The sequence below is a fragment of the Inhella sp. genome, from assembly GCF_027532025.1.
Taxonomy (GTDB): domain Bacteria; phylum Pseudomonadota; class Gammaproteobacteria; order Burkholderiales; family Burkholderiaceae_C; genus Inhella.
Genome location: NZ_JAPZSY010000101.1, coordinates 13,658 through 31,581, shown reverse-complemented (window position 1 = coordinate 31,581; position 17,924 = coordinate 13,658). Strand labels below are relative to the sequence as shown.

At 71.1% G+C, this 17,924-nt stretch carries 17 protein-coding genes; 6 read left to right on the top strand and 11 right to left on the bottom strand.

Going from position 1 to position 17,924, the window contains the following annotated elements; genetic code table 11:
• The 9 genes from O9335_RS12785 to O9335_RS12745 form a co-directional block, all read right to left on the bottom strand.
• The coding region (locus O9335_RS12785) for a patatin-like phospholipase family protein (RefSeq protein ID WP_298388695.1) at window positions 1-1,859 on the bottom strand (1,859 nt) is incomplete at its 3' end.
• A 59-nt stretch (window positions 1,860-1,918) separates the two neighbouring features.
• Window positions 1,919-2,314 carry a hypothetical protein gene (locus O9335_RS12780; RefSeq protein WP_298388692.1) on the bottom strand — a complete coding sequence of 132 codons (396 nt, stop codon included), beginning with the start codon at window positions 2,312-2,314 and terminating at the stop codon, window positions 1,919-1,921.
• A 14-nt stretch (window positions 2,315-2,328) separates the two neighbouring features.
• Window positions 2,329-3,675 carry an alpha/beta fold hydrolase gene (locus O9335_RS12775; protein ID WP_298388690.1) on the bottom strand — a complete coding sequence of 449 codons (1,347 nt, stop codon included), beginning with the start codon at window positions 3,673-3,675 and terminating at the stop codon, window positions 2,329-2,331.
• 359 nt (window positions 3,676-4,034) lie between these two features.
• Entirely contained in the window at window positions 4,035-5,507 is a 1,473-nt protein-coding gene (locus tag O9335_RS12770; protein WP_298388688.1) for a hypothetical protein, read from the bottom strand.
• Window positions 5,508-5,519: 12 nt separating this feature from the next.
• Window positions 5,520-6,953 (bottom strand): hypothetical protein, encoded by a 1,434-nt coding sequence (locus tag O9335_RS12765; RefSeq protein WP_298388686.1) that lies wholly within the window; start codon window positions 6,951-6,953, stop codon window positions 5,520-5,522.
• The gene (locus O9335_RS12760; RefSeq protein ID WP_298388684.1) at window positions 6,950-7,834 is read right to left on the bottom strand and encodes an ABC transporter ATP-binding protein; all 885 of its coding nucleotides are present in this window, start codon (window positions 7,832-7,834) and stop codon (window positions 6,950-6,952) included. The genes O9335_RS12765 and O9335_RS12760 overlap by 4 nt, the downstream gene beginning before the upstream one ends.
• Entirely contained in the window at window positions 7,831-8,232 is a 402-nt protein-coding gene (locus O9335_RS12755; RefSeq protein WP_298388682.1) for a GntR family transcriptional regulator, read from the bottom strand. Before O9335_RS12755 ends, O9335_RS12760 begins: the two co-directional genes overlap by 4 nt.
• A gap of 76 nt (window positions 8,233-8,308) precedes the next feature.
• Window positions 8,309-9,130, bottom strand: a complete 822-nt coding sequence (locus O9335_RS12750; RefSeq protein ID WP_298388679.1) for a hypothetical protein — start codon at window positions 9,128-9,130, stop codon at window positions 8,309-8,311.
• A gap of 44 nt (window positions 9,131-9,174) precedes the next feature.
• Window positions 9,175-9,846, bottom strand: coding sequence for a Crp/Fnr family transcriptional regulator (locus tag O9335_RS12745; RefSeq protein WP_298388677.1), 672 nt, complete (start codon window positions 9,844-9,846; stop codon window positions 9,175-9,177).
• A gap of 40 nt (window positions 9,847-9,886) precedes the next feature.
• On the opposite strand from O9335_RS12745, the gene O9335_RS12740 reads away from it, so the two are divergent.
• The gene (locus O9335_RS12740; protein WP_298388675.1) at window positions 9,887-10,990 is read left to right on the top strand and encodes a DUF2332 domain-containing protein; all 1,104 of its coding nucleotides are present in this window, start codon (window positions 9,887-9,889) and stop codon (window positions 10,988-10,990) included.
• A 98-nt stretch (window positions 10,991-11,088) separates the two neighbouring features.
• On the opposite strand, the gene O9335_RS12735 is transcribed toward O9335_RS12740, so the two are convergent.
• Both O9335_RS12735 and O9335_RS12730 read right to left on the bottom strand, forming a co-directional pair.
• Entirely contained in the window at window positions 11,089-11,871 is a 783-nt protein-coding gene (locus O9335_RS12735) for a class I SAM-dependent methyltransferase (RefSeq protein ID WP_298388673.1), read from the bottom strand.
• A 100-nt stretch (window positions 11,872-11,971) separates the two neighbouring features.
• A complete protein-coding gene (locus O9335_RS12730; RefSeq protein ID WP_298388671.1) occupies window positions 11,972-12,214 on the bottom strand; it encodes a hypothetical protein in 243 nt (80 codons plus the stop codon).
• 217 nt (window positions 12,215-12,431) lie between these two features.
• Here O9335_RS12730 and O9335_RS12725 point away from each other — a divergent pair, with 217 nt between their 5' ends.
• The 5 genes from O9335_RS12725 to O9335_RS12705 all read left to right on the top strand — a co-directional run bounded on the left by O9335_RS12725 (window position 12,432) and on the right by O9335_RS12705 (window position 17,921).
• On the top strand, window positions 12,432-12,806 hold the full coding sequence (locus O9335_RS12725; protein WP_298388669.1) for a cupin domain-containing protein: 375 nt from the start codon (window positions 12,432-12,434) through the stop codon (window positions 12,804-12,806).
• A 66-nt stretch (window positions 12,807-12,872) separates the two neighbouring features.
• On the top strand, window positions 12,873-14,051 hold the full coding sequence (locus O9335_RS12720) for an efflux RND transporter periplasmic adaptor subunit (RefSeq protein WP_298388667.1): 1,179 nt from the start codon (window positions 12,873-12,875) through the stop codon (window positions 14,049-14,051).
• Window positions 14,052-14,128: 77 nt separating this feature from the next.
• Window positions 14,129-16,144 carry an ATP-binding cassette domain-containing protein gene (locus O9335_RS12715; RefSeq protein ID WP_298388665.1) on the top strand — a complete coding sequence of 672 codons (2,016 nt, stop codon included), beginning with the start codon at window positions 14,129-14,131 and terminating at the stop codon, window positions 16,142-16,144.
• A gap of 20 nt (window positions 16,145-16,164) precedes the next feature.
• Window positions 16,165-17,571, top strand: coding sequence for a TolC family protein (locus tag O9335_RS12710; RefSeq protein WP_298388663.1), 1,407 nt, complete (start codon window positions 16,165-16,167; stop codon window positions 17,569-17,571).
• Window positions 17,568-17,921, top strand: coding sequence for a thioredoxin domain-containing protein (locus O9335_RS12705; protein WP_298388661.1), 354 nt, complete (start codon window positions 17,568-17,570; stop codon window positions 17,919-17,921). The genes O9335_RS12710 and O9335_RS12705 overlap by 4 nt, the downstream gene beginning before the upstream one ends.
• The last annotated feature ends 3 nt before the right edge of the window (window positions 17,922-17,924 follow it).

Sequence of the window (17,924 nt, the reverse complement as noted above, 5' to 3'; positions counted from 1 at the left end):
GCCGTCCCGGCAAAACGCTCGTAACTGGCAGACAACAGGAGGCCACGGGTGGGAAAGCCTAACGAATCGAGCGTGTCATAGCCGATCTCGCCGAAAGCCGAAAGCTCGTTCACGCCGCCAGATGCGCCGATGTCGGGAACGGTTACCCGTCCACGCAGCCAGCGGTGCTGCAAGCCCATGCGCGCCTGGGCGTTGTCGAGCAGTTGACGTCCCAGCGCCAGTGACGCTATGCCGCTGCTAACGCTTACCAATAAACTGGCGCGACCGGTTTCGTCGTCGTATACCGTGGCGCCGTTCTTTCGGTAGCCCACGCGGGCGCTGCCAAACCAGGGCGACCCGGCCCCCACGGGCTGATACCACTCGGTCAGCACCTCGTTGACCGTGCCGGCCCGCAGCAGGCTGCGCCACTCGGCTCCGGCCTGGTTGAGTCCGCCCAGCGTGTACAGGCCCGAGAGCGTGAGCTCGCTGCTGCGGGCGAAGTCGGTCGACAGGTCCACACCCAGCCGCAAGCGCGAACTGGCGAGCGGCGAGGCGATGGGCAGCAGCACCAGTTCGCGCGAGGGGCCGTCGCCCGCGATCGCCGTATCGACGCGTTCGGCATCGAGCTCGCGCGTCAAACGGGCGGCCGCGTCGCTGAGCGTTTGCGCCGTGAGCGCCTCCCCGGCGGCCAGCGGTGCCCCCACCCAGCCCGGCCGCGCTTGGCCGTCGCGGCCGATGGGCTGCACGCGCACGGCCGCCGCCGTGGGCGGGCTGGCCGCCAGGGCGGTGTGCCCCTCGGTTCGGCGCCGGCGGTACTCGGCCCAGGCTTCGGGTGGCACGGACCAAGACGCCAGCCGCTGCGCTTGGGCGCGCGCCGCCGCAGCGCCGGCCTCGATGTTGTGTCGAGCGCGGTTGAAGTCGAGAAAGCTGGCGCCACCCAGCTCGGGCACCACCAGCACGTCGTTCGGGGTCAGTTCCTGCAGCGAGCGTTGAACGTTTTGTTCCGTCAGGATGGCGATCATTTGCTGCGCCATGCCCAGTGCATCGCCCAACACCTCGGGGCCTCCGAGGGGGGTGCCCAAGTTGACCGCGATCACGCGCTCGGCGCCGAGTTGCCGGGCCAGGTCCACCGGCAGGTTGCGCACCAGCCCGCCGTCGCCCAGCACGCGGCCGTCGACCGTGATCGGCGCGAACGCGCCAGGCACCGCCATCGACGCCCGCATGGCCGTGAACAGGGTCACGTTCACCGGCGTGACCATCTCGCCGCTGAGCATGTCGGTGGCCACCGCGCGGTACACGATGGGTAGTTGTTGAACTTGCACCAGCGAGGTGGACGGCGTCATTTGCCGCAGCACCCGTTCGACCTCCCCGCTGGCGAAGGCGCCGCTGGGCAGGGTCAGGCCGCTTCGGCTCAGGCCCAACTCCAGGCGGGACGACACCAGCGTGTCGTCCTCGCGCTGGCGGTAACGCAGGGCGTCGCGCGGCGGCCGGTCCTGCAGCACGCGGTTCCAGTCGGTGGCGAGCACGAGGCGTTCGAGCTCGGTCACGTCCGCACCGCCCGCGTAGGCGCCGCCGACGAGCGCCCCGAAGCTGGTGCCGACCACGATGTCCACCGGCACCCGCATTTCTTCCAGCACCCGCAGCACGCCGATGTGCGCCAGCCCGCGGGCACCGCCTCCCGACAACACCAAGGCCACTGGGGGTCGTTGGGCAGTGCTGGGATGGGGCGGCTGTGGCGGCACCGCTTCGTTGGCCGCCAGCGCTGGCCCCGTGGTCGACACCAGCGCCAAGAGCAGCGTCGCGAGACCGAGTCGCCAACCCCCACACTGGCGCTTGGGCGCGACGGCAGGGGTCGGGTGCGGGGCAGCGGGTGGCGACACGCCACGATCTTACGCAGCGCGGCGGGTGAGCGTTTGGCGGCGCGGCGCCGCCGGCCGGGTCACGGTCTCACCGTCAAGCTGTTGTAGTCCTGCCCGTATTGCGGCACGTCGAAGTAGTAGCGGTTGGCGCCCAGGCGGTAGAGCGGCCCACAGATCCAGGGGTCGCTTTCCACGCGCACGCACAGGCCTTCGTCGTCGGCGCGCCATTGGCCCGATTTGCGTGCGGCGAACAGCCGCATGCCAAATTCGACGCCGCCGTTGGGTGCAAAGCGGTAGGTCAGCCCACCCCGCACGTCGTTGTCCAGTTGAGTCGGCTGGGCGAACAGGGCTTGGATGTCCGGAGTGCTCATCCGCGTGGCGCCAGCAGGCACCGGCGTTGGTGCCGAGGTCGCGCAAGCCGTCAACAGTGCGGCCGTGGCCAGCGCGCCGAGCGAGGGGATCGAGGAGGGTGACATGGTGGGGCGTCCCTTCATTCAAAGGTCAGGGTTTCGGTTGCGGCGCACGAGGTGTTGAGCGGCTGATCGGCCAAGAAGGCACTTACCAGCGTGCGCGCGCAGGGGCTGGCGCTCTGGATCGAGTGCGCCCGCGTCGGGAACCGAACCAACGTGCTGTTGGCCAGCGCGCCGGCCACTTGTTGTGCCCAGGCTGGGGGCGTGGAGGGGTCGAGTGAACCCGACAAGATCAGCGTCTTGACCGGGCTTTTCAGAGGCTGGTAGGCGCTCGCCGGCAGGTCGCTGCGGAACGGCCAGCTCTGGCAAATCGCGTAAAACGCGCCGCTCCATGCCGCCATGGCCGGTTGCAGGGCCGGACGCACGCGCTGGGCCCCGGCGGCGAGTTCCGTGGCCGTCGTCGTGGCGTTGTCTGCGCAGACGAGCGACCAGACCTGTCCGGGGGCAGGCGCGATCGACGAGTCGAGCCCCTCCCGAGCGAGCTCAGCGAGCAAGTCCTGCTGGTCGCTCGGCAAGGCGTCGGGCGACAGACCGCTGCCGACGAGGTTCTCGAACGTGGTCACGGCAGCCGGGTACGACTGCGGGGTGAACTGCGCCACTGAGAACAGCGCGCCCAGCGCCACCGTGGCATTGAACTCGCCCCCCGGGCCGCGCTTCCAGGGCAAGGGCTGGGTGTTCAGGCGGTCGAGCAGTGCGGAGAGGCGGGCGTCCAGGTTCGGGTAAGCGCTCGCGCAGGCCGGTTGTTCCGCACAGGCCGCCGCCACGGCGGTGAACGCCCGGTCGATGCCCTCTGCAGTCGTTCGACCGGGGAACACGGCGGGCGAGACCACCGAATCGAGCACCAGGGCTTCCACGCCAGCGCTGTGGTTGCGAGCGACGGCCAGCGCCCAGTTGGTGCCATAGGACACGCCATTCAGCACGACCTTGGGGTGCCCGAGCAATCGGCGCAGGTCGTCCACGTCGGCCGCAAGGTCGTCGGTCGTGAAGTGGCGCGGCTGCAGGCCCTTGGCGCGCAGGCTGTCGGCGCACGCCTGGATGCCCGGCAGCGCGGCGAACAGCGCTGCAGTTGCGTTGCGGAACATCTCTGGGCCCCAGGAGACGGTGGGGCAGGTCAAGGGCTCCAGGGTCCCGGTCGAGCCGCGCTGTTCGAGGACGATTTCATCGCGCGGCAGTTGGGCTCCTTCGACAAAGCCTGGGCTTTCGCCCGCTTTCACGGTGGCGAGACGTTCTTTCCAGGTTTCGCCTGGGCCCCCGGTCAGGTAGACGACGGGCGTCAGCGTGCTGGCGGTGGCGGGTTTGAAGACGGCGAAGGGGATCCGCAGCGTCGGGCTGGAGGGGTTGCTGCGGTCCTGAGGCACCACCAGCACGCCGCAACGCACCGTCGAGCGCAGGATTTGGCTCGAGTGCAGGGCATAAGGGCAGCTCGATTCGTCCAGGCGCGCAGTCGCGCTGGTTGGGGCCGGGGCCGGTGTGGGGGCCGGTGTGGGGGCCGAGCCCCCCCCGCATGCGCTGAGGCCGATGGCAACCGCGGCAAGGGTGGTGGTGGCTCTGAAAAGGGGGTTGAAGTGCACGGGCAGGGCTCCTGTTGGGTTGGCGCCGCGACTGGCCGAAGGGCGCTGTCTCGCGGCGGAAGCCAGTCTGTGCGTGGGCTCGCCAAAGGGCCCAGGAGTACGTGCGCGGGTATCGCCTGGCGGTCTCGGCGGTGTCGGCGGGCGACCCTTGCCGCTCAGTGGCCGCTTGCCTTCGGGTTCGCGGCCCGGCCCGTCCTCAGGGCCACGGCCAGCGCCAGGCCGCTGGTCAGCAGGGCGAAACCGCCCAGGCTGTGCAGGGGCGCGACTTCCAGACCCTGGCACACGCCCCCGACCACCGAGCCCATGACGATGGATGACATGTTGGTGACTTGCGGGGACCAGCGGGACTCGCCGGTGAGCGTTGCGCCGTGCACCCAGGCCAGGGGCAGCAGGAGCAGGCAGCCGGCGGCAAAGCCGGCGCTGAAACGCACCGCATCTGCACTGCCCCAGGCGAGCATGGGCAACACCACCAAGGCGGTCGCCAGGGTCCAGCCCAGCAGGAACTGCGCGGCCAAGTGCCCCGACCACCGGCGGCCGAGCACCGGCATTGGGGGCACGCCGGGCGCCAAGCGCAGCAGGTCGAACTCGCGCCGCATTTGCCGCAAGTGGGCACCGATCCGAACGACCGGGCTCAGTGCCACGCCGAAGGCCACGTAGCACAGGCTGATGCACATGAGGTTGATGGCACGGGTGCCGTTGGAGGGGTTGGGCTGCCTCCAGGTTTCCATCGCCCAAAAGGGCAAGCCGAACAACAGCACGAGCCAAGCCAAGAGGCCCGCTTGGCGAGCCCAATGAGAAGAGCCGGCCAGCACCAGGTTCAGGCGCCCCACGCGGCCCGGCTGTTTCGTGGCCGCTGGCCAGGACCCGCCGTTCAGCTCGCGGGCCAGCAGCCGGCGCCAGGGCCAGTCGACCAACCGCTCCAGGGCCTCCAGCCAGCCCGAGCGCAGGCGCACTGGCACGCCTCCGCCCTGCATCATGGCGGCGCTCATCAAGCGCATGTTTTCCCGCTGTGCGGCGTTGCGCCGGTGCGCCGCATGGCCGGTGCTCAGCAGCCCAGGCAGTGCCGCGCCGCTGGCCAGCAGCACGAAGGCGGCCCAAGGCCAGCCGGCCATGGGCTGCTGGCTGCTGAACGCGGCTTGAAGTGCCGGCGCCTGCGAGCCCCACTGGACCATCAAGGCCACAAAACCCAACGCATACGCCAGCCAAAGCCAGGGTTGGCGTGCCGCCCACGCCAGGGCGACGAGGGCCGCGCCGAAGCCGGCGGCCATCAGGGGGGCGCCCGTGCTGGGGAAGAAGGTGCAGAGCCAAACCGTCCAAACGCCGGTGTGCAGCAGCCATTGCCGCAGCAGGCTGCGCCGCAAGGCCGTGACATGACCTGGAACCAGGCGCGCCAGCATGGGGCGGTTTTGCTGCAGCAGGCCGTCCACCTGGAAGTGCCACAGCAGCAGTGCCGCGATGCCGCTCACCAGACCCAACCAAAAGGTTCCGCTGGAGGGCAGGAACTTCAGCGCCAACCCAACCATCAGAGCAGCGAACAGCAGCCCCAGGGCGAGCTGCAGCAGGTGCCCCTGGTTGCGCAGGGTGCGCCATGCGTAGCCGGCGTGGGGGAAGCGGAGGGGTGGGGTCATGGGGCGTCTCGCTCAGCGGGTCAAGGGTCCGGCGTGGCCAGCGGGCCAAGGCGAACGGTGGCCGCCCGGCTGCGGCGGGCGGCTCCAGCGCCACGCGACGAAGCCGCCCGTCACCCAGGCCAAAGGCACCAGGGGCCAGAGGGCGGGGCCCCCTGCCGCGGGCACGCCGACCACCGCAGCGGCTAAGAAGGACCCCGCCGTGCTCCAGCCAACCCAAGCCCCGGTGGGTGGGGCTTGGTGGGCCCAGTGGACCCCGGGCAGCAGCCAGACGGCAGGCGCCACCAGGGCCACCGCGGCCAGGGCGTGCGGCCAAGCCGCTGGGGCGATCCAGGCGCACAAGCCCAGGCCGATGCCGCCGTGCAGCACCCAGCCCGCCACCGCGTGGCGGCGCAAGGTGGCCGCCCAACCGAGGCGCAGGGCCTCGCCTTGTGGCGTGTGCGGCGCCAAGCGCAGCAAGGCTTGCTCACCGCGGGTTCGCCAATGTTCAGTCAGGCCGCTGCACAGCGTGAGCAGCAGCAGCCACGTGATGGTGCCCATCGCCAGCGCGGTCATCACGCCCAGGCTCAGCCCTTGGGACAGGCCCTTCATCAGCATGGGCAGCAGGCTCATCAGCAGCACCGGCGTGCCGACGGTGAGCAGCATCAGGCCTTGCTGGGTGGGGTGCAGGCTGGGGACCAGCACCCACTGGGCGCGGCGCAGGGCCTCGCGCGCGCCGCGCACCGGCAGCCGCGCCGAGTCCAGGCGGCGGCGCAGGGGCCAAAACCACCAGACCACGAAGCGCGCCACCCAGCCCTGTCCCAACTGCCCAGCGCCGCGCTTGCTGCCATCGAGCGCGGCGCCGTAAATGGCATCGGTGCTGCGCAAAGCCCGCCACTGCGCCGCGTGTGCGCTGTCGCCGCGGCGCAGCAAGGCGGGCAGGGCGAGCAGCATGACGCCCCAGGTGCAGGCCAAGCTCGCCCAGAACGTAAAGTCCTTGCTCTGCCCCGTGGTTGTGTTCAGCCAGAACGTGCCGATCGTCACCAAGGGCAGCAGGGGCAGCGCCATCCACCGGGATAGCCCCCAGCAGCCGCCGAGCCACAGCACCACGGGCGCGACCAAGGCCAGGACGGGCCGCTGCTCTGGCGTCGGTGCAAGCCCAAGGCCCAGCAGGGCCGCGGCGGTGAGCAGCAACACGCTGCGCACGGCCCATTGCAAGGTGGCACGGTGCCCCGGCATCAAGCGCGCCAAGTGGGGGTGGTTTTGCCGCAGCACGCCCTGCAGCAGGTGGATGGCCAGCAGCACCACCGCCAGGCTGGCGACCGTTTGTGCGTTCATCAGCCAACCGCGGTCGCCCCCGATGCTGGCCATGGCAAAGCCGACCACGCCCCCCGCGAGCCCCAGTTGCTCAGAGGTGCGCGGTTGCCGCCATGCGGCCCGCAGCACCGTGGTCAGGGGGCGCCTGCTCAAGTCAGCACCTCGAACAGGTCGTCCAAGCTCACGCCTTGGGTCAGCAGGGTGTCCGGCAGCGCGTCCGGCCAACGGCCGCGCAGGAGCGCTCGGCTTTGCCCGGTCTGGGCGGGCAGGGTGGCCAGCGTACGCAGCCCGTGCTCGCGAACCAGGGCCGCCACGGCCTCCGTGGGGCCGGCCACGCGCCGGGTGTCCTCGAGCAACTCGTCCAGCGGCGCTTGCAGACCGATCTGCCCGTCCTTCAGGAAGGCGACATGGAAGGCCACGCGCTCCAGGTCGCTGAGGATGTGGGTGGAAAAGACCACCGTGGTGCCGCGGTTGATGACGTGGTCCACCAGCTCGCGCAGGAAGTCGCGGCGGCCGATGGGATCCAGGCTGGCCACGGGCTCGTCCAGCACCAGCAGGTCGGGCTCGTGCGCCAGCGCGCGGATGATGGACAAGCGCTGCTGTTGCCCGCCGCTGAGCTTGCCGATCACCTGGTCGCGCGGGATCTCCCACCGGCTCATCAGTCCCTCCACCTTGGCCTCGTTCCAACGCGGGTAGAAGGCGCGAAAGTAGGCCAGCAGCTGCGTGGCGGTCAGGTTCTCGAAGAGGTCGCTGCCCTGAGGCACGTAGCCGATGCGGGCGCGGGCGGCGTCGTCCAGCGCCGTGACGCTTTGGCCGAACAAGCGCACCGTGCCGGCCTGCGGGTCGCGCAGGCCCAGCAGGGCTTCCAGCAAGGTGGTTTTGCCCGCGCCATTGCGCCCCAGCAGGCCCACCACCTGGCCGGGCTGCAGGGTCCAGCTCAAGTCGCGCAGCACGGGCTCGGTCGCCTTGCCGTAGGCCAGGCGCAGGCTGTCGATCTGCACTTGGGGCGCAGCGTGGAGGAGGGGGCTGTTCATGCAGGACTCCCGGAGTCGTCGGTCAAGAGGTGTTGGAACAGGCTCAGCGCCTGGGCGGGCGAGATGCCCAATTCGCGCGATTCGTCCACCGCGCGTTGCAAGGTGGGCCGCAGTTGCTCGATGCGCTCGCGCCCTGGCGCCGCGCGCTGGTGGGTGGCTGCGATCACCATCGGCAGGCCGCGCCGCCGCGCCAGCCAGCCTTCGCTTTCCAGCAGGCTGTAGGCCTTGCTGATGGTCATGGGGTGCACCGTCAGTTCGGCGGCCAGCTCGCGCACCGAGGGCAGCTCTTGCCCCCCCACCCATTGCCCGGCCGCCACCCGTCGCTTCAGCTGGTCCATCAGCTGGCGGTAGAGCGGCTCGGGCGAGCCGGTGTTGAGTTGGAATTGGATGGGCAGCATGCCGGGTGCCTGTGGGCCGCCGAGTTGGTGATCGAGTGTACGCGTCCACTAGTACACCTGTCGAGCGTGCCGATGGTCATGGGCGGCCCGGCGTCTGTCGCTGGAAGTCGGCGGGCACGCGCATCAGCGCCGAGTCGGGCTCGCCGCGTCGGACCTGCTCCAGCCGCTCGATCACCTCCCCGTGGCGGGGGTCGCGCTCGTGCAGGCGCACCGTCACTTGCAGCGCCGGGCTGCGCCAGACCTCGCGCACGATGACGATGGGCTCGGGGGACCCCGGCAGGGCGGCCGGCAGGGTCCAGGTGGTGCGCTCGCCGGTCACGGTCAGGCCCTCCACCACCTGCTCGGGCAGGGGCGTCGTCACGCCGTCGCCGCGCCGCGCCAGCGCCCTCGCGTCCCCGGCCCCGGGCGAGGCGGGCCAGTCCCATTCGGCCTGCTGTGCCAGCACGCGGGCGAGTGCGCTGCGGCGCTCGTCGAGCGTGCGCTGGCGCTCGGTCATGGCTTGCTGCTGACGCGCCAGCGCGGCGGGGTCTTGCTGGACGGTGCGTGTCAGAACCAGGGCGCGAGCGATCTGGCGCTCCGGCTCCAGCACCCAGGCCGTGCGCGCGATGGGGTCGTTCAGGACGATGCGGCGGGGGCCGCCATCGGGCTGCACCTCGCGGCGCGTGCGACCTTCGCCGTCGCGGCACATCGGCATGCGCTGGCGCTGCACGTTGCGGCGGCCGTCGGCACGCAGCGTCACGGTCTCGCGCACGAGGCTTGCGCAGTACGGGGCGCCGGTGACCACGCCCTCCTGGCGCAGGGCCAGGCCGATCGCCTCGACCGACGCGTCGTCGTCTTCGGCCGCGTGGGGCCGTCCGAGGACCATGCCAACGAGCAAGAGGACGACGAAGCGGTTCATGTGGCGATGTTGCACAAGCGGGGTGGACGGCCGGGCCCGTTCGATCATGGCGCCTCACCGCGCAGGCGCCGGTAGCCCAGCTCGATGCCTTGCCCCTGCAGCCAGGCATTGGCGGTTTGGCGGCTCACCCCGGCCAACTGCGCCAGCTCCGATTGCGTGGCCGCCAGCACCCATCCCCCCGGCCGCTCCGGGTCCGGGCGGGCCCGCTCTCGCCGCAGTTGCGCCAAGGCCGACCGCAGCCGGTCGTCGGCGCGGCGGTGCCGGGCCTGGTCCAGCCAGAGCAGGTTCTGGTCAAAGCGGCGGGCCAGCGCCTCGATCAAGGCCCGCGCCAAGCCGGGCCAAGCATCCAGCAGGTGGCCGTAGGCCTGCGGCCCGATGCAAAGCACCTGCGTGGCGCAGGTGGCCACGGCCTCGTAGCGGGTGGGCAGGCCGGCTGCGAAGCCACTCAGGCCGAACAGACCTCCGGGCGTGACGTGCTCCAAAACCGAGCTGCTGCCGTCTTCGGCCGTGATGCGGCACGCCACCTCGCCCGTGACCACCGCGTACAAGGCGCGCGATGGGGCGCCTTGAGCGAACAGCGTCCGACCGGCGGGCAGACGCTGCCAGCCCACCAGACCCGCCACGTCGGGCGGCGGCCCCAGGTGCGGGAAGTTGAGCGCCCGCACTCGCTCCAGGGCTTGGGCCACGGTCGAAGGGGCGGCAGCAATCGTCGGCATGCCGACATTCTGTGCCGCCGGGCCCGCGCACACTGCGGGCATGAACAGCGCCCTCGCCCCCCTTCCTCCGCCCGCCGCGCCGACCTCGTGGCCCCACGAGTTCCGCCGCTTTGCCCGCGAAGAATGCGCCGCGCAGCCCGTCACCGCGGCCCTTTGCCAGGTCTTGGCTGAATTCCCGCCTTTGGACGACTGGATGGCCGAAGTGCCTGCGGCCCAGGCGCGGGTGAACCTCTTGCTGGCCGCGGTGCACGAGCGGGTGCTCGCGGGCGCCGGCGGCGAGCTGGCGGCCTACTTCCCCAGCGTGGGCGGAGGCCGCGCACCCGATGCCGCCTTGCCGGCCGCGCTGCGCGCCATGCTGCAAGCGCAAGCGCCCACCCTGCGCCAGCACCTGCGCACGCGTGCCACGCAAACCAACGAGACCGGGCGCTGCGCCGTGTTGCGCTTGGCGTTGGACGCCATCGCGGCCCACACCGGCGCGCAACGGCTCGCGTTGTTCGATTTCGGCGCCAGCGCCGGCCTGAACCTCGGCGTGGACGGCGACTGGGTGCGGCTGCTGGGTGCGGGAGGCGATGCCACCCGCGGCCCGGGCACGCGCTTGGCGCTGGACTGCGACTGGCGCGGCGGCCTGCCGCCGCCCGCGCAGGACTGGACGCTGGCGGCTCGCGCCGGCACCGACCTCGCCCCCATCGACCCGAGCGACCCGGCCGCCCGCCGCTGGCTCGAGGCCTGCACCTGGCCCGACGACACAGCTCGCCTGGCGCGCCTGCGCCGGGCCCTGACTTGGGGTGATGCCGCTGTGCGGGCGGGTGGGGTCCGTGTCAGCGCCGCCGCCGATGGCTTGGCCGAGCTGACCGCTTGGTTGCCCACCCTGCCGCAGGGCGTGCAGCCCGTGCTGTTCAACAGCTGGGTGCTGGCCTACTTCAACCCGGCCCAGCGCCAAGCGCATCGCGACCGCGTGCAAGCCCTGGTGGAGCGCAGCCCCCTGATCGCCCTGTGCGCCGAAGCCTGGCCCTTCCACCCCTGGGGCCAGGGCGTTGCGCCCGCCCCCGAACCCTCGGCCACACTCTGGACCGCCCACGACCGCCACGGCACCCGCGCCCTGCTGTGGAGCCACCCGCACGGCGCCTGGGCGCGTGCCGCCTGAAGGGCGGCCTTGGGGCACCGCACCTCCAGCGCCGGGATGCCGGCAACCCCGCTCGCGGCCGCCGGTTCAGCCGGCCAGGCAATGCGCGAGGCGAGGGCTCAAAGCAGGCGCCCGAAGAAGGCCTCGGTTCGGTAGGGCAGCCGCACGTGGCCGTCGGGCTCCGCATGCGCCTGATGCAGGCGGGCCACCTCACGTTCGACTTCTCGCCCCGCCTCGCTGTCGCGCACGGGCATGTAGCTGCGACTGAACACCAAGGCCAGCAAACCCTCGGCGCTGAGATGCTGGACGTGCGGGGTCGCCCAGGGCGACGGCATCGAACCGAAAAATGCGGGCAGTGCGGACCGCTCGTCGTGTTCCAACTGGGCGCTTCGCAAGGCGCCGCCGAAGGTGGCGACCACCCGGTCCAAGGCCCGATGAACGGCGGCGGCCGGCTCCCGTTCGTTCCACACCAAGAGCACGCTGCCGCCAGGGCGCAACACCCGCTGGCATTCGGCTCGCGCCCGGGGCACATCGAACCAGTGGAAGGCCTGTGCCGCCGTGATCAGGTCCATGCTGGCCGCTGCCAGGGGCAAGCGTTCGGCCAGGCCATCCAAGCTGCCATAGCCTGCGCGATGACCCAACCGACTGTCGGCCGCGGCTCGCATGCCTGGATCGGGTTCCACGGCGGTGCAGCGGTAACCGGCATCCAGCAAACCCTTGGTGAACAAACCCGTCCCGGCGCCCAGGTCGGCGACATCGGCGGGCGCGGGTCGCTCGCGCAGCAAGCGTTGAAACAAGGCCACCGGGTAGTCGGGGCGAGAGGCCTGGTAATCCAGGACCTTGCGGGCGAAGAGCTGAGGGCTTCCCCCCAGCGCCTTGGCGGCTTCATGCAGTGGGGTCATGACCCAGCAGTATCCGCTTTGCTCCGAAAGACCGAAGGCCCAGCTCCCTCTCGGGAGCCGGGCCTTCGGTGCTTCTTGCAGCCCGCCGCGAGGGCGGTGATCAGGCGCTGATGTCGGAGGCGCTGCGCTTGGCGACGACGATCACCGCAGGCAGCTGCGCGATCGGCTCGGCGCGCTTGACGGTCACCACGACCGGGGGCAGTTGAACGATGGGGGCGCTGGGCTTGTCGTGACCGCTGGCGTAGGCCGCGGCACCGGCGAGGGTCAGGCCCGCCATCACGGCCAGGCTCAGGGCGCCACCGACGTGGTCGAGGACGGGGGTGATGTTGAAGGTCTTGGTCATGGTGTTCTCCTGGCGGTGGGTTGCGTGTTGCGGTGACTGAACTGTGATCGTTCGCCTGCTGCTGGGCCAGTGGCGTGCGACGGTCCGACGCTGGGCGCGATGGGCTGCGGCGGTGGCGTGGTGAATGGCGCGGTGCTGCGGCTTTGGCGGCCCGCGTCCAGCCGTCCGCCACACTTGCGGCCGGCGCAACTACGCCACGGCCCCTGAAAGGACCCCGATGCCCCTCCCACCCCCCATCGCCCTGATCGACCGCACCGAGGGTCTGGCGCCCGCGCTCGACCGCCCGCGCCCCGATCGGCTGGAGGCCGGCAACCCGCAGCGCTGGACGTGGTTGCTGCATGAGGCTGGCCCGATGAGCGCCGGCGTTTGGGCGTGCGAAGTCGGGCGCTGGCGCATCGCCTTCCCGCCCCACAAGCAGGAGTACTTCTTCGTGCTGGAGGGGCACGTGCGCCTGCACGGGGCCGGCGGTTCGGTGGTGGACGTGCAGGCAGGGCAGGGTGCGGTCATCCCGCCGAGCTTTGAAGGCGCCTTCGAGGTCGTTCGTCCGGTGCGCAAGCACTTCGTGGTCGTCGATGCGCAGCCTGTCCCATGACGAATCGGCCCCGGGCGGGCCCTAGCTACATTGCGCCTGCCGCAAACCCGCGGCGGGAGATTTGGTGTGAACACCGCGAACAAGACCCTTCAAGCCCCTTGGTGGCGCCGCTGGCGCGGCCGCCTCATCGTTGCCGGGCTGCTCATCGTCACCCTCGTCGGCTGGCGCCTGATGAACCCGCCCAAGCCGCCCGCGCCGCCGCCCATGGGCACCGTGGAGAAGGGCGACATCACCCAGGTGGTGCAAGCCGCCGGTGTGCTGCAGGCCAAAACACGCGTCGACGTGGGGGCCCAGGTCAGCGGCCAGATCCGCGAGCTGCACGTGCAACTCGGTCAGCAGGTGAAGAAGGGCGACTTGCTCGTCAGCCTGGACCCCGAGCTGGCCCGCAACGAAGTGGCCCAGGCCGAGGCGGCCTTGGCGCAGCAGCGCGCTTTGCTGGAGGCCCGCCAGGTGGACCTGGCCAGCGCCCGTCGTGAGGCCGAGCGTCAGAAGCGCTTGCTCGCTGGGCAGGCCACCGCCGGCTTGGAGGCCGAGCGGGCCGAGAACGACTTGGCCAAGCTCGAAGCCGATGCGCGCGGCCAGAGCGCCGTGTTGCAACGCCTGCAGGCCGACCTGGCCCGCGCCCAGCTGCGCCTGGGCTACACCCGCATCACGGCGCCCATGGACGGCACCGTGGTCAACCTGCCGGTGCAGGTGGGCCAAACCGTCATCGCCGTGCAGATCACGCCCGTCATGCTCACCCTGGCGGATCTCGGCACCATCACCGTGCGCACCAAGGTGCCCGAGGTGGACATCCAGTCGGTGAAGGTGGGCCAAAAGGCCAGCTTCCTCACCCTGTCGGGCCAAGGCCAGCGTTACGAGGGGCGCGTTCGCGTCATCCAGCCCGTGCCCGAGCGCAGCGGCAACGCTGTGTTCTACAACGTGCTGTTCGACGTGGCCAACGCCGACGGTCAGCTGTTCTCCGACATGACGGTGCAGGTCGACATCGAAACCGGCTCGGCCCAAGGCGTGCTCACCATCCCCGTGGTGGCCCTGGGCGAACGCGAAAAAGACGGCCGCCAGCTGGTCACCGTCGTCGAAGGCGAACAGAACAAGCAATCGCCCCGCCGCGTGCGCACCGGCTTGCAAGACGGCGCGCGCGTGCAAGTGCTGGAAGGCCTGAAGGCCGGCGAGAAGGTGCTGTTGGCGCCGCCCTCGGCCGCTGATGCCGCCTCGGCGCCGGCTTCCTCGGCCTCCGCATCGTGATCGGCATGGTCGGGTCAGCGCCGGGCCCAGCCCCCTCGGGGGACCGCCCGTCGCGCAGCGACGCGCGTGGGGGCCCTTTGATCGAGCTGCGCGGCATCGCGCGGCACTACCGCATCGGCAGCATCGAGGTCCGCGCGCTCGATGGCGTGGACCTCGCCATCGAGGCCGGCGAGTTCGTGGCCATCATGGGCCAGTCGGGCTCGGGCAAGAGCACGATGATGAACGTGCTGGGCTGCCTGGACAACCCGACCGAGGGTCAGTTCCTCATCGACGGGCAAGACGCCGCGCACCTGGGGCCGGACGAACTGGCGGCGCTGCGCCGCGAGCGCTTCGGCTTCATCTTCCAGCGCTACCACCTGCTGCCCCACCTGGACGCGCGCGGCAACGCCGCCTTGCCGGCCGTGTACGGCGGCGTGGGTGCGGGCGCGCGCCGCGCCCGGGCCGAGGCCCTGCTGGAGCGCCTGGGCCTGGGCGAGCGCCTGCACCACAAGCCCAACGAACTCAGCGGTGGGCAGCAGCAGCGCGTGTCCATCGCCCGCGCCCTGATGAACGGCGGCCAGATCATCCTGGCCGACGAGCCCACCGGCGCGCTCGACTCGGCCTCGGGCGCCGAGATGCTCAAGCTGCTCAAAGAGCTGCACGAGCGCGGCCACACCATCATCCTCGTCACCCACGACGCCAAGGTGGCAGCCCACGCGCAGCGCGTCATCGAACTGAAAGACGGCAAGGTGGTGCGCGACGACGGCACCCCCAGCCAGCACCGCCCGCCCACGCAAGCGCCAGAGTCCCAAGTGCCGCCCCAAGGCGGTTGGCTGCGCCGCCTGCAGGTGCAATGGCGCGAGGCCCTGGCCACGGCGTGGCTCTCCTTGCAAGGCAACCGCCTGCGCACTGCGCTGTCCATGCTGGGCATCAGCATCGGCATCGCCTCGGTGGTCAGCATCGTGGCGCTCACCAGCGCGGCCCGCACCACCTTCGAGGGCGAGTTCGCCAGCCAGTTCCAGGGTCGCATTTGGATGTGGACTGGCAACCGTGACCTGCCTTCGGGGGTGCAACCGCCGCCTTTCACGCCTGCCCAGGTCGAGGCCGTGGGCGCACTGGACGGCGTGGCCGGTCTGCTGCGCGAACGCCAGGCCATGGTTCAGGCGCGCTTCGGGGCGCGCGAGCAAGTCGCCCAAGCTCAGGCCGCCAACGCCACCTTGCTGAAAGACCGCAAGTTGCGCGTCAAGGAGGGACGCGACTTCGTGCCGCTCGAGCTGGAGCTGGGTCAGCAAGTGACCTTGCTGGACCACGAAACCGCCAAGAAGTTGTTCAAGGACGGGCAGTCGCCCGTTGGCAAAACCGTGTTCCTCAGCGCCCAAGGCGGCATGGACGCGGGTTCGGCCAACGCCAATGGCTTGGGCGCGGGCGTCTTGCCACCGCCGCCCGTGGCCATGCCCTACCTCGTGGTGGGCGTGGTCGAGCAAGACAGCCAACTGGGTTTCAACTTCTCCAACAACCTGCTCTACGTGCCTGAGCGCACCTACCGGGCCAAGCTCGACGCCAGCGTGACGCTGCAAGCCTTCGCCATCAACCTCGTCAAGGGCGTGCCGCCGCAACAGGTCGTGACCCAGGCCAAGCACCGTCTGCGCGCCATGCGCGGCCGCGAGGACTTCAGCTTCTGGGTGGGCGACGAAGCCTTCCAAAAGATGCAAACCTTCAACGCCGGCTTCGCCGCGCTGCTGGCGGGCGTGGGCGCGATCGCCCTCATCGTCGGCGGCGTGGGGGTGATGAACATCATGCTGGTGTCGGTCAGCGAGCGCACCCGAGAAATCGGCATCCGCATGGCCGTGGGCGCGCGGCAAAGCGATGTGCGGCTGCAGTTCCTCATCGAAGCCGTGGTGCTGTGTTGCCTGGGTGGCTTGGTGGGCGTGGCCCTGAGTTGGCTGGGTGCCCAAGGCATCAACGCCGCGCAAGACACGCTGCAAGTCAGCGTCAGCTGGCAGGCACTGGGCGTGGCCTTCCTGGTGTCCAGTGGCGTGGGCCTGTTGTTCGGCACGCTGCCCGCGCGCCGCGCCGCTGCCCTCAGCCCCGTGGACGCCCTGGCCCGTGAATGACCTCGACGGTGACTGACCCCATGACCCCATCCCCCTTCCGCCTCAGCCCCCTGCTGCTGGCCGCCTTGCTTGCCGCCTGTGCCAGCGTGCCGGACCCAGCGCCTTCGGCCTCCGCCCTGCCCATGGCGTGGCAGGCCGAGCCCGCGCACGCGGCGCCGCTGGACCCCGCGGCCGCCACCGACCCCCAACTGGCTGCCCTGCAAGACCGCGCCCTGCGTGCCAACCGCGACCTGGCCCAGGCCGCGTTGCGCTGGCGCCAAGCGCAAACCCAGGCCGAGATCGGCGGCCTGCGCATCCGCCCCAGCTTGGGCGGCAGTGCCTCGGGCAGCAAGCCGCTGGAAGGCGCCAGCACCCGCACCGTCGACGTGGGCGGCGTTGGCGTGCCCGTCACCAGCGACGCCGGCTGGCGCCGCAGCTATGGGCTCAGCGCCAGCGTGGGCTACGAGCTCGACCTGTGGGGCCGCATCGCCGCCAACCAAGCCGCGCAAGCCGCCCAGGCCGAAGCCGCCCGCACCGATCTCGACGCCGCGCGCCTGCTCATCCGCCAGCGGGTGGCCGAGGCCTACTGGACGCTCGCCGCCATCGGGTTGCAACGCCCCCTGGCCGAGCAGCAGTTGGCCCTCAACCGCGAGGCGCTGGCCCTGGTGACCTTGCGCGTGCGCGAGGGCAAGCTGCTGCCGCTGGAGATCGACAAAGCCGCCGGTGCGGTGCAGCAGGCCCAGGTGCGCCTCAGCGACCTGGCCGCCGATGCGCAAATCCAGCGCCACACGCTGGCCCTCCTGCTGGACACGCCTCTGTCCGGCCCCGAGCTGGACCCACTCGTGGCCGACCCGCGCCTGCCCGAGCACGCGGCGCCCGTCTGGGCACCCGGCGCCCCCGAGCAGGTGCTGGCACGCCGCCCCGACGTGCAACGCGCCCGCCTGAGCGTGGACGCCGCCCTGGCCCGCAGCCGCGCGGCCGACGCCGAGCGTTACCCGAGCTTGAGCTTCAGCGCCAGCGTCAGCACCGGCGGCTCCCGCGCCGCCGACTGGCTCAGCCAGCCCATCGCCAACCTGGCGGCCAACCTGGCCGTGCCCCTCATCGACTGGCGCCGCCTGGACCTGCAGCGCACCAGCGCCCGCACCGAGGTCGAAATCGCCGCCCTGGCCCTGCGCGACACGGTCCAAAAGGCCTTGGTCGAGATCGAAGGCCAGCTCATCGACGGCGAGCGCCTGCGCCAACAGTTGGCCGCCAACGCCCAGCGCCTGCAAGAAGCCACCCAAGCCGAACGCCTGGCGGCGCTGCGCTACGACGTGGGCGCCATCGCCCGCGCCGACTGGCTGCAAGCGCGCAACGCCATGCTGGAGGCGCAGCAGGGCCAGATCCAGCTGCGCCTGCGGGCTTGGTTGAACCGCGCGGGTTTGGTCAAAGCGGTGGCGGGGTCATGAGCCAATCACCCTGGCGCCTCGCCTGCCTGTGCGCCGCCTGGTGCCGCGCCTGCGAGGCCTACCGCCCGATCTTCGAAGCCACGGCCGCTGAGTTGGGCTTGGCGAACCAATGGGTCGATGTGGAAGACTCGGCCGATCGCTTGGGCGATTTGGACATCCAGACCTTTCCCACGGTGCTGCTGTTCAACGACCACGCCCTGTTGTTTGCCGGCCCCGTTCTGCCCGACGCGGCGACCCTGCAGCGCTTGGTGCGACATGCCATCGAGTCGGCCACGCCAGAGCCGGAGGGCATGTACGCCGAGTGCTTGGCTGGGTTGCGTGCACCAACCGAAGGGCCTGAGGCCGGCTGAGGG

What these genes read in the sequence shown, in the direction of transcription:
- O9335_RS12780 (WP_298388692.1), bottom strand. Translation starts at nt 2,314, where the DNA reads ATGTCACCCTCCTCGATCCCCTCGCTCGGCGCGCTGGCCACGGCCGCA.
- O9335_RS12770 (WP_298388688.1), bottom strand. Translation starts at nt 5,507, where the DNA reads ATGACCCCACCCCTCCGCTTCCCCCACGCCGGCTACGCATGGCGCACC.
- O9335_RS12760 (WP_298388684.1), bottom strand. Translation starts at nt 7,834, where the DNA reads ATGAACAGCCCCCTCCTCCACGCTGCGCCCCAAGTGCAGATCGACAGC.
- O9335_RS12755 (WP_298388682.1), bottom strand. Translation starts at nt 8,232, where the DNA reads ATGCTGCCCATCCAATTCCAACTCAACACCGGCTCGCCCGAGCCGCTC.
- O9335_RS12750 (WP_298388679.1), bottom strand. Translation starts at nt 9,130, where the DNA reads ATGAACCGCTTCGTCGTCCTCTTGCTCGTTGGCATGGTCCTCGGACGG.
- O9335_RS12745 (WP_298388677.1), bottom strand. Translation starts at nt 9,846, where the DNA reads ATGCCGACGATTGCTGCCGCCCCTTCGACCGTGGCCCAAGCCCTGGAG.
- O9335_RS12740 (WP_298388675.1), top strand. Translation starts at nt 9,887, where the DNA reads ATGAACAGCGCCCTCGCCCCCCTTCCTCCGCCCGCCGCGCCGACCTCG.
- O9335_RS12735 (WP_298388673.1), bottom strand. Translation starts at nt 11,871, where the DNA reads ATGACCCCACTGCATGAAGCCGCCAAGGCGCTGGGGGGAAGCCCTCAG.
- O9335_RS12730 (WP_298388671.1), bottom strand. Translation starts at nt 12,214, where the DNA reads ATGACCAAGACCTTCAACATCACCCCCGTCCTCGACCACGTCGGTGGC.
- O9335_RS12725 (WP_298388669.1), top strand. Translation starts at nt 12,432, where the DNA reads ATGCCCCTCCCACCCCCCATCGCCCTGATCGACCGCACCGAGGGTCTG.
- O9335_RS12710 (WP_298388663.1), top strand. Translation starts at nt 16,165, where the DNA reads ATGACCCCATCCCCCTTCCGCCTCAGCCCCCTGCTGCTGGCCGCCTTG.
- O9335_RS12705 (WP_298388661.1), top strand. Translation starts at nt 17,568, where the DNA reads ATGAGCCAATCACCCTGGCGCCTCGCCTGCCTGTGCGCCGCCTGGTGC.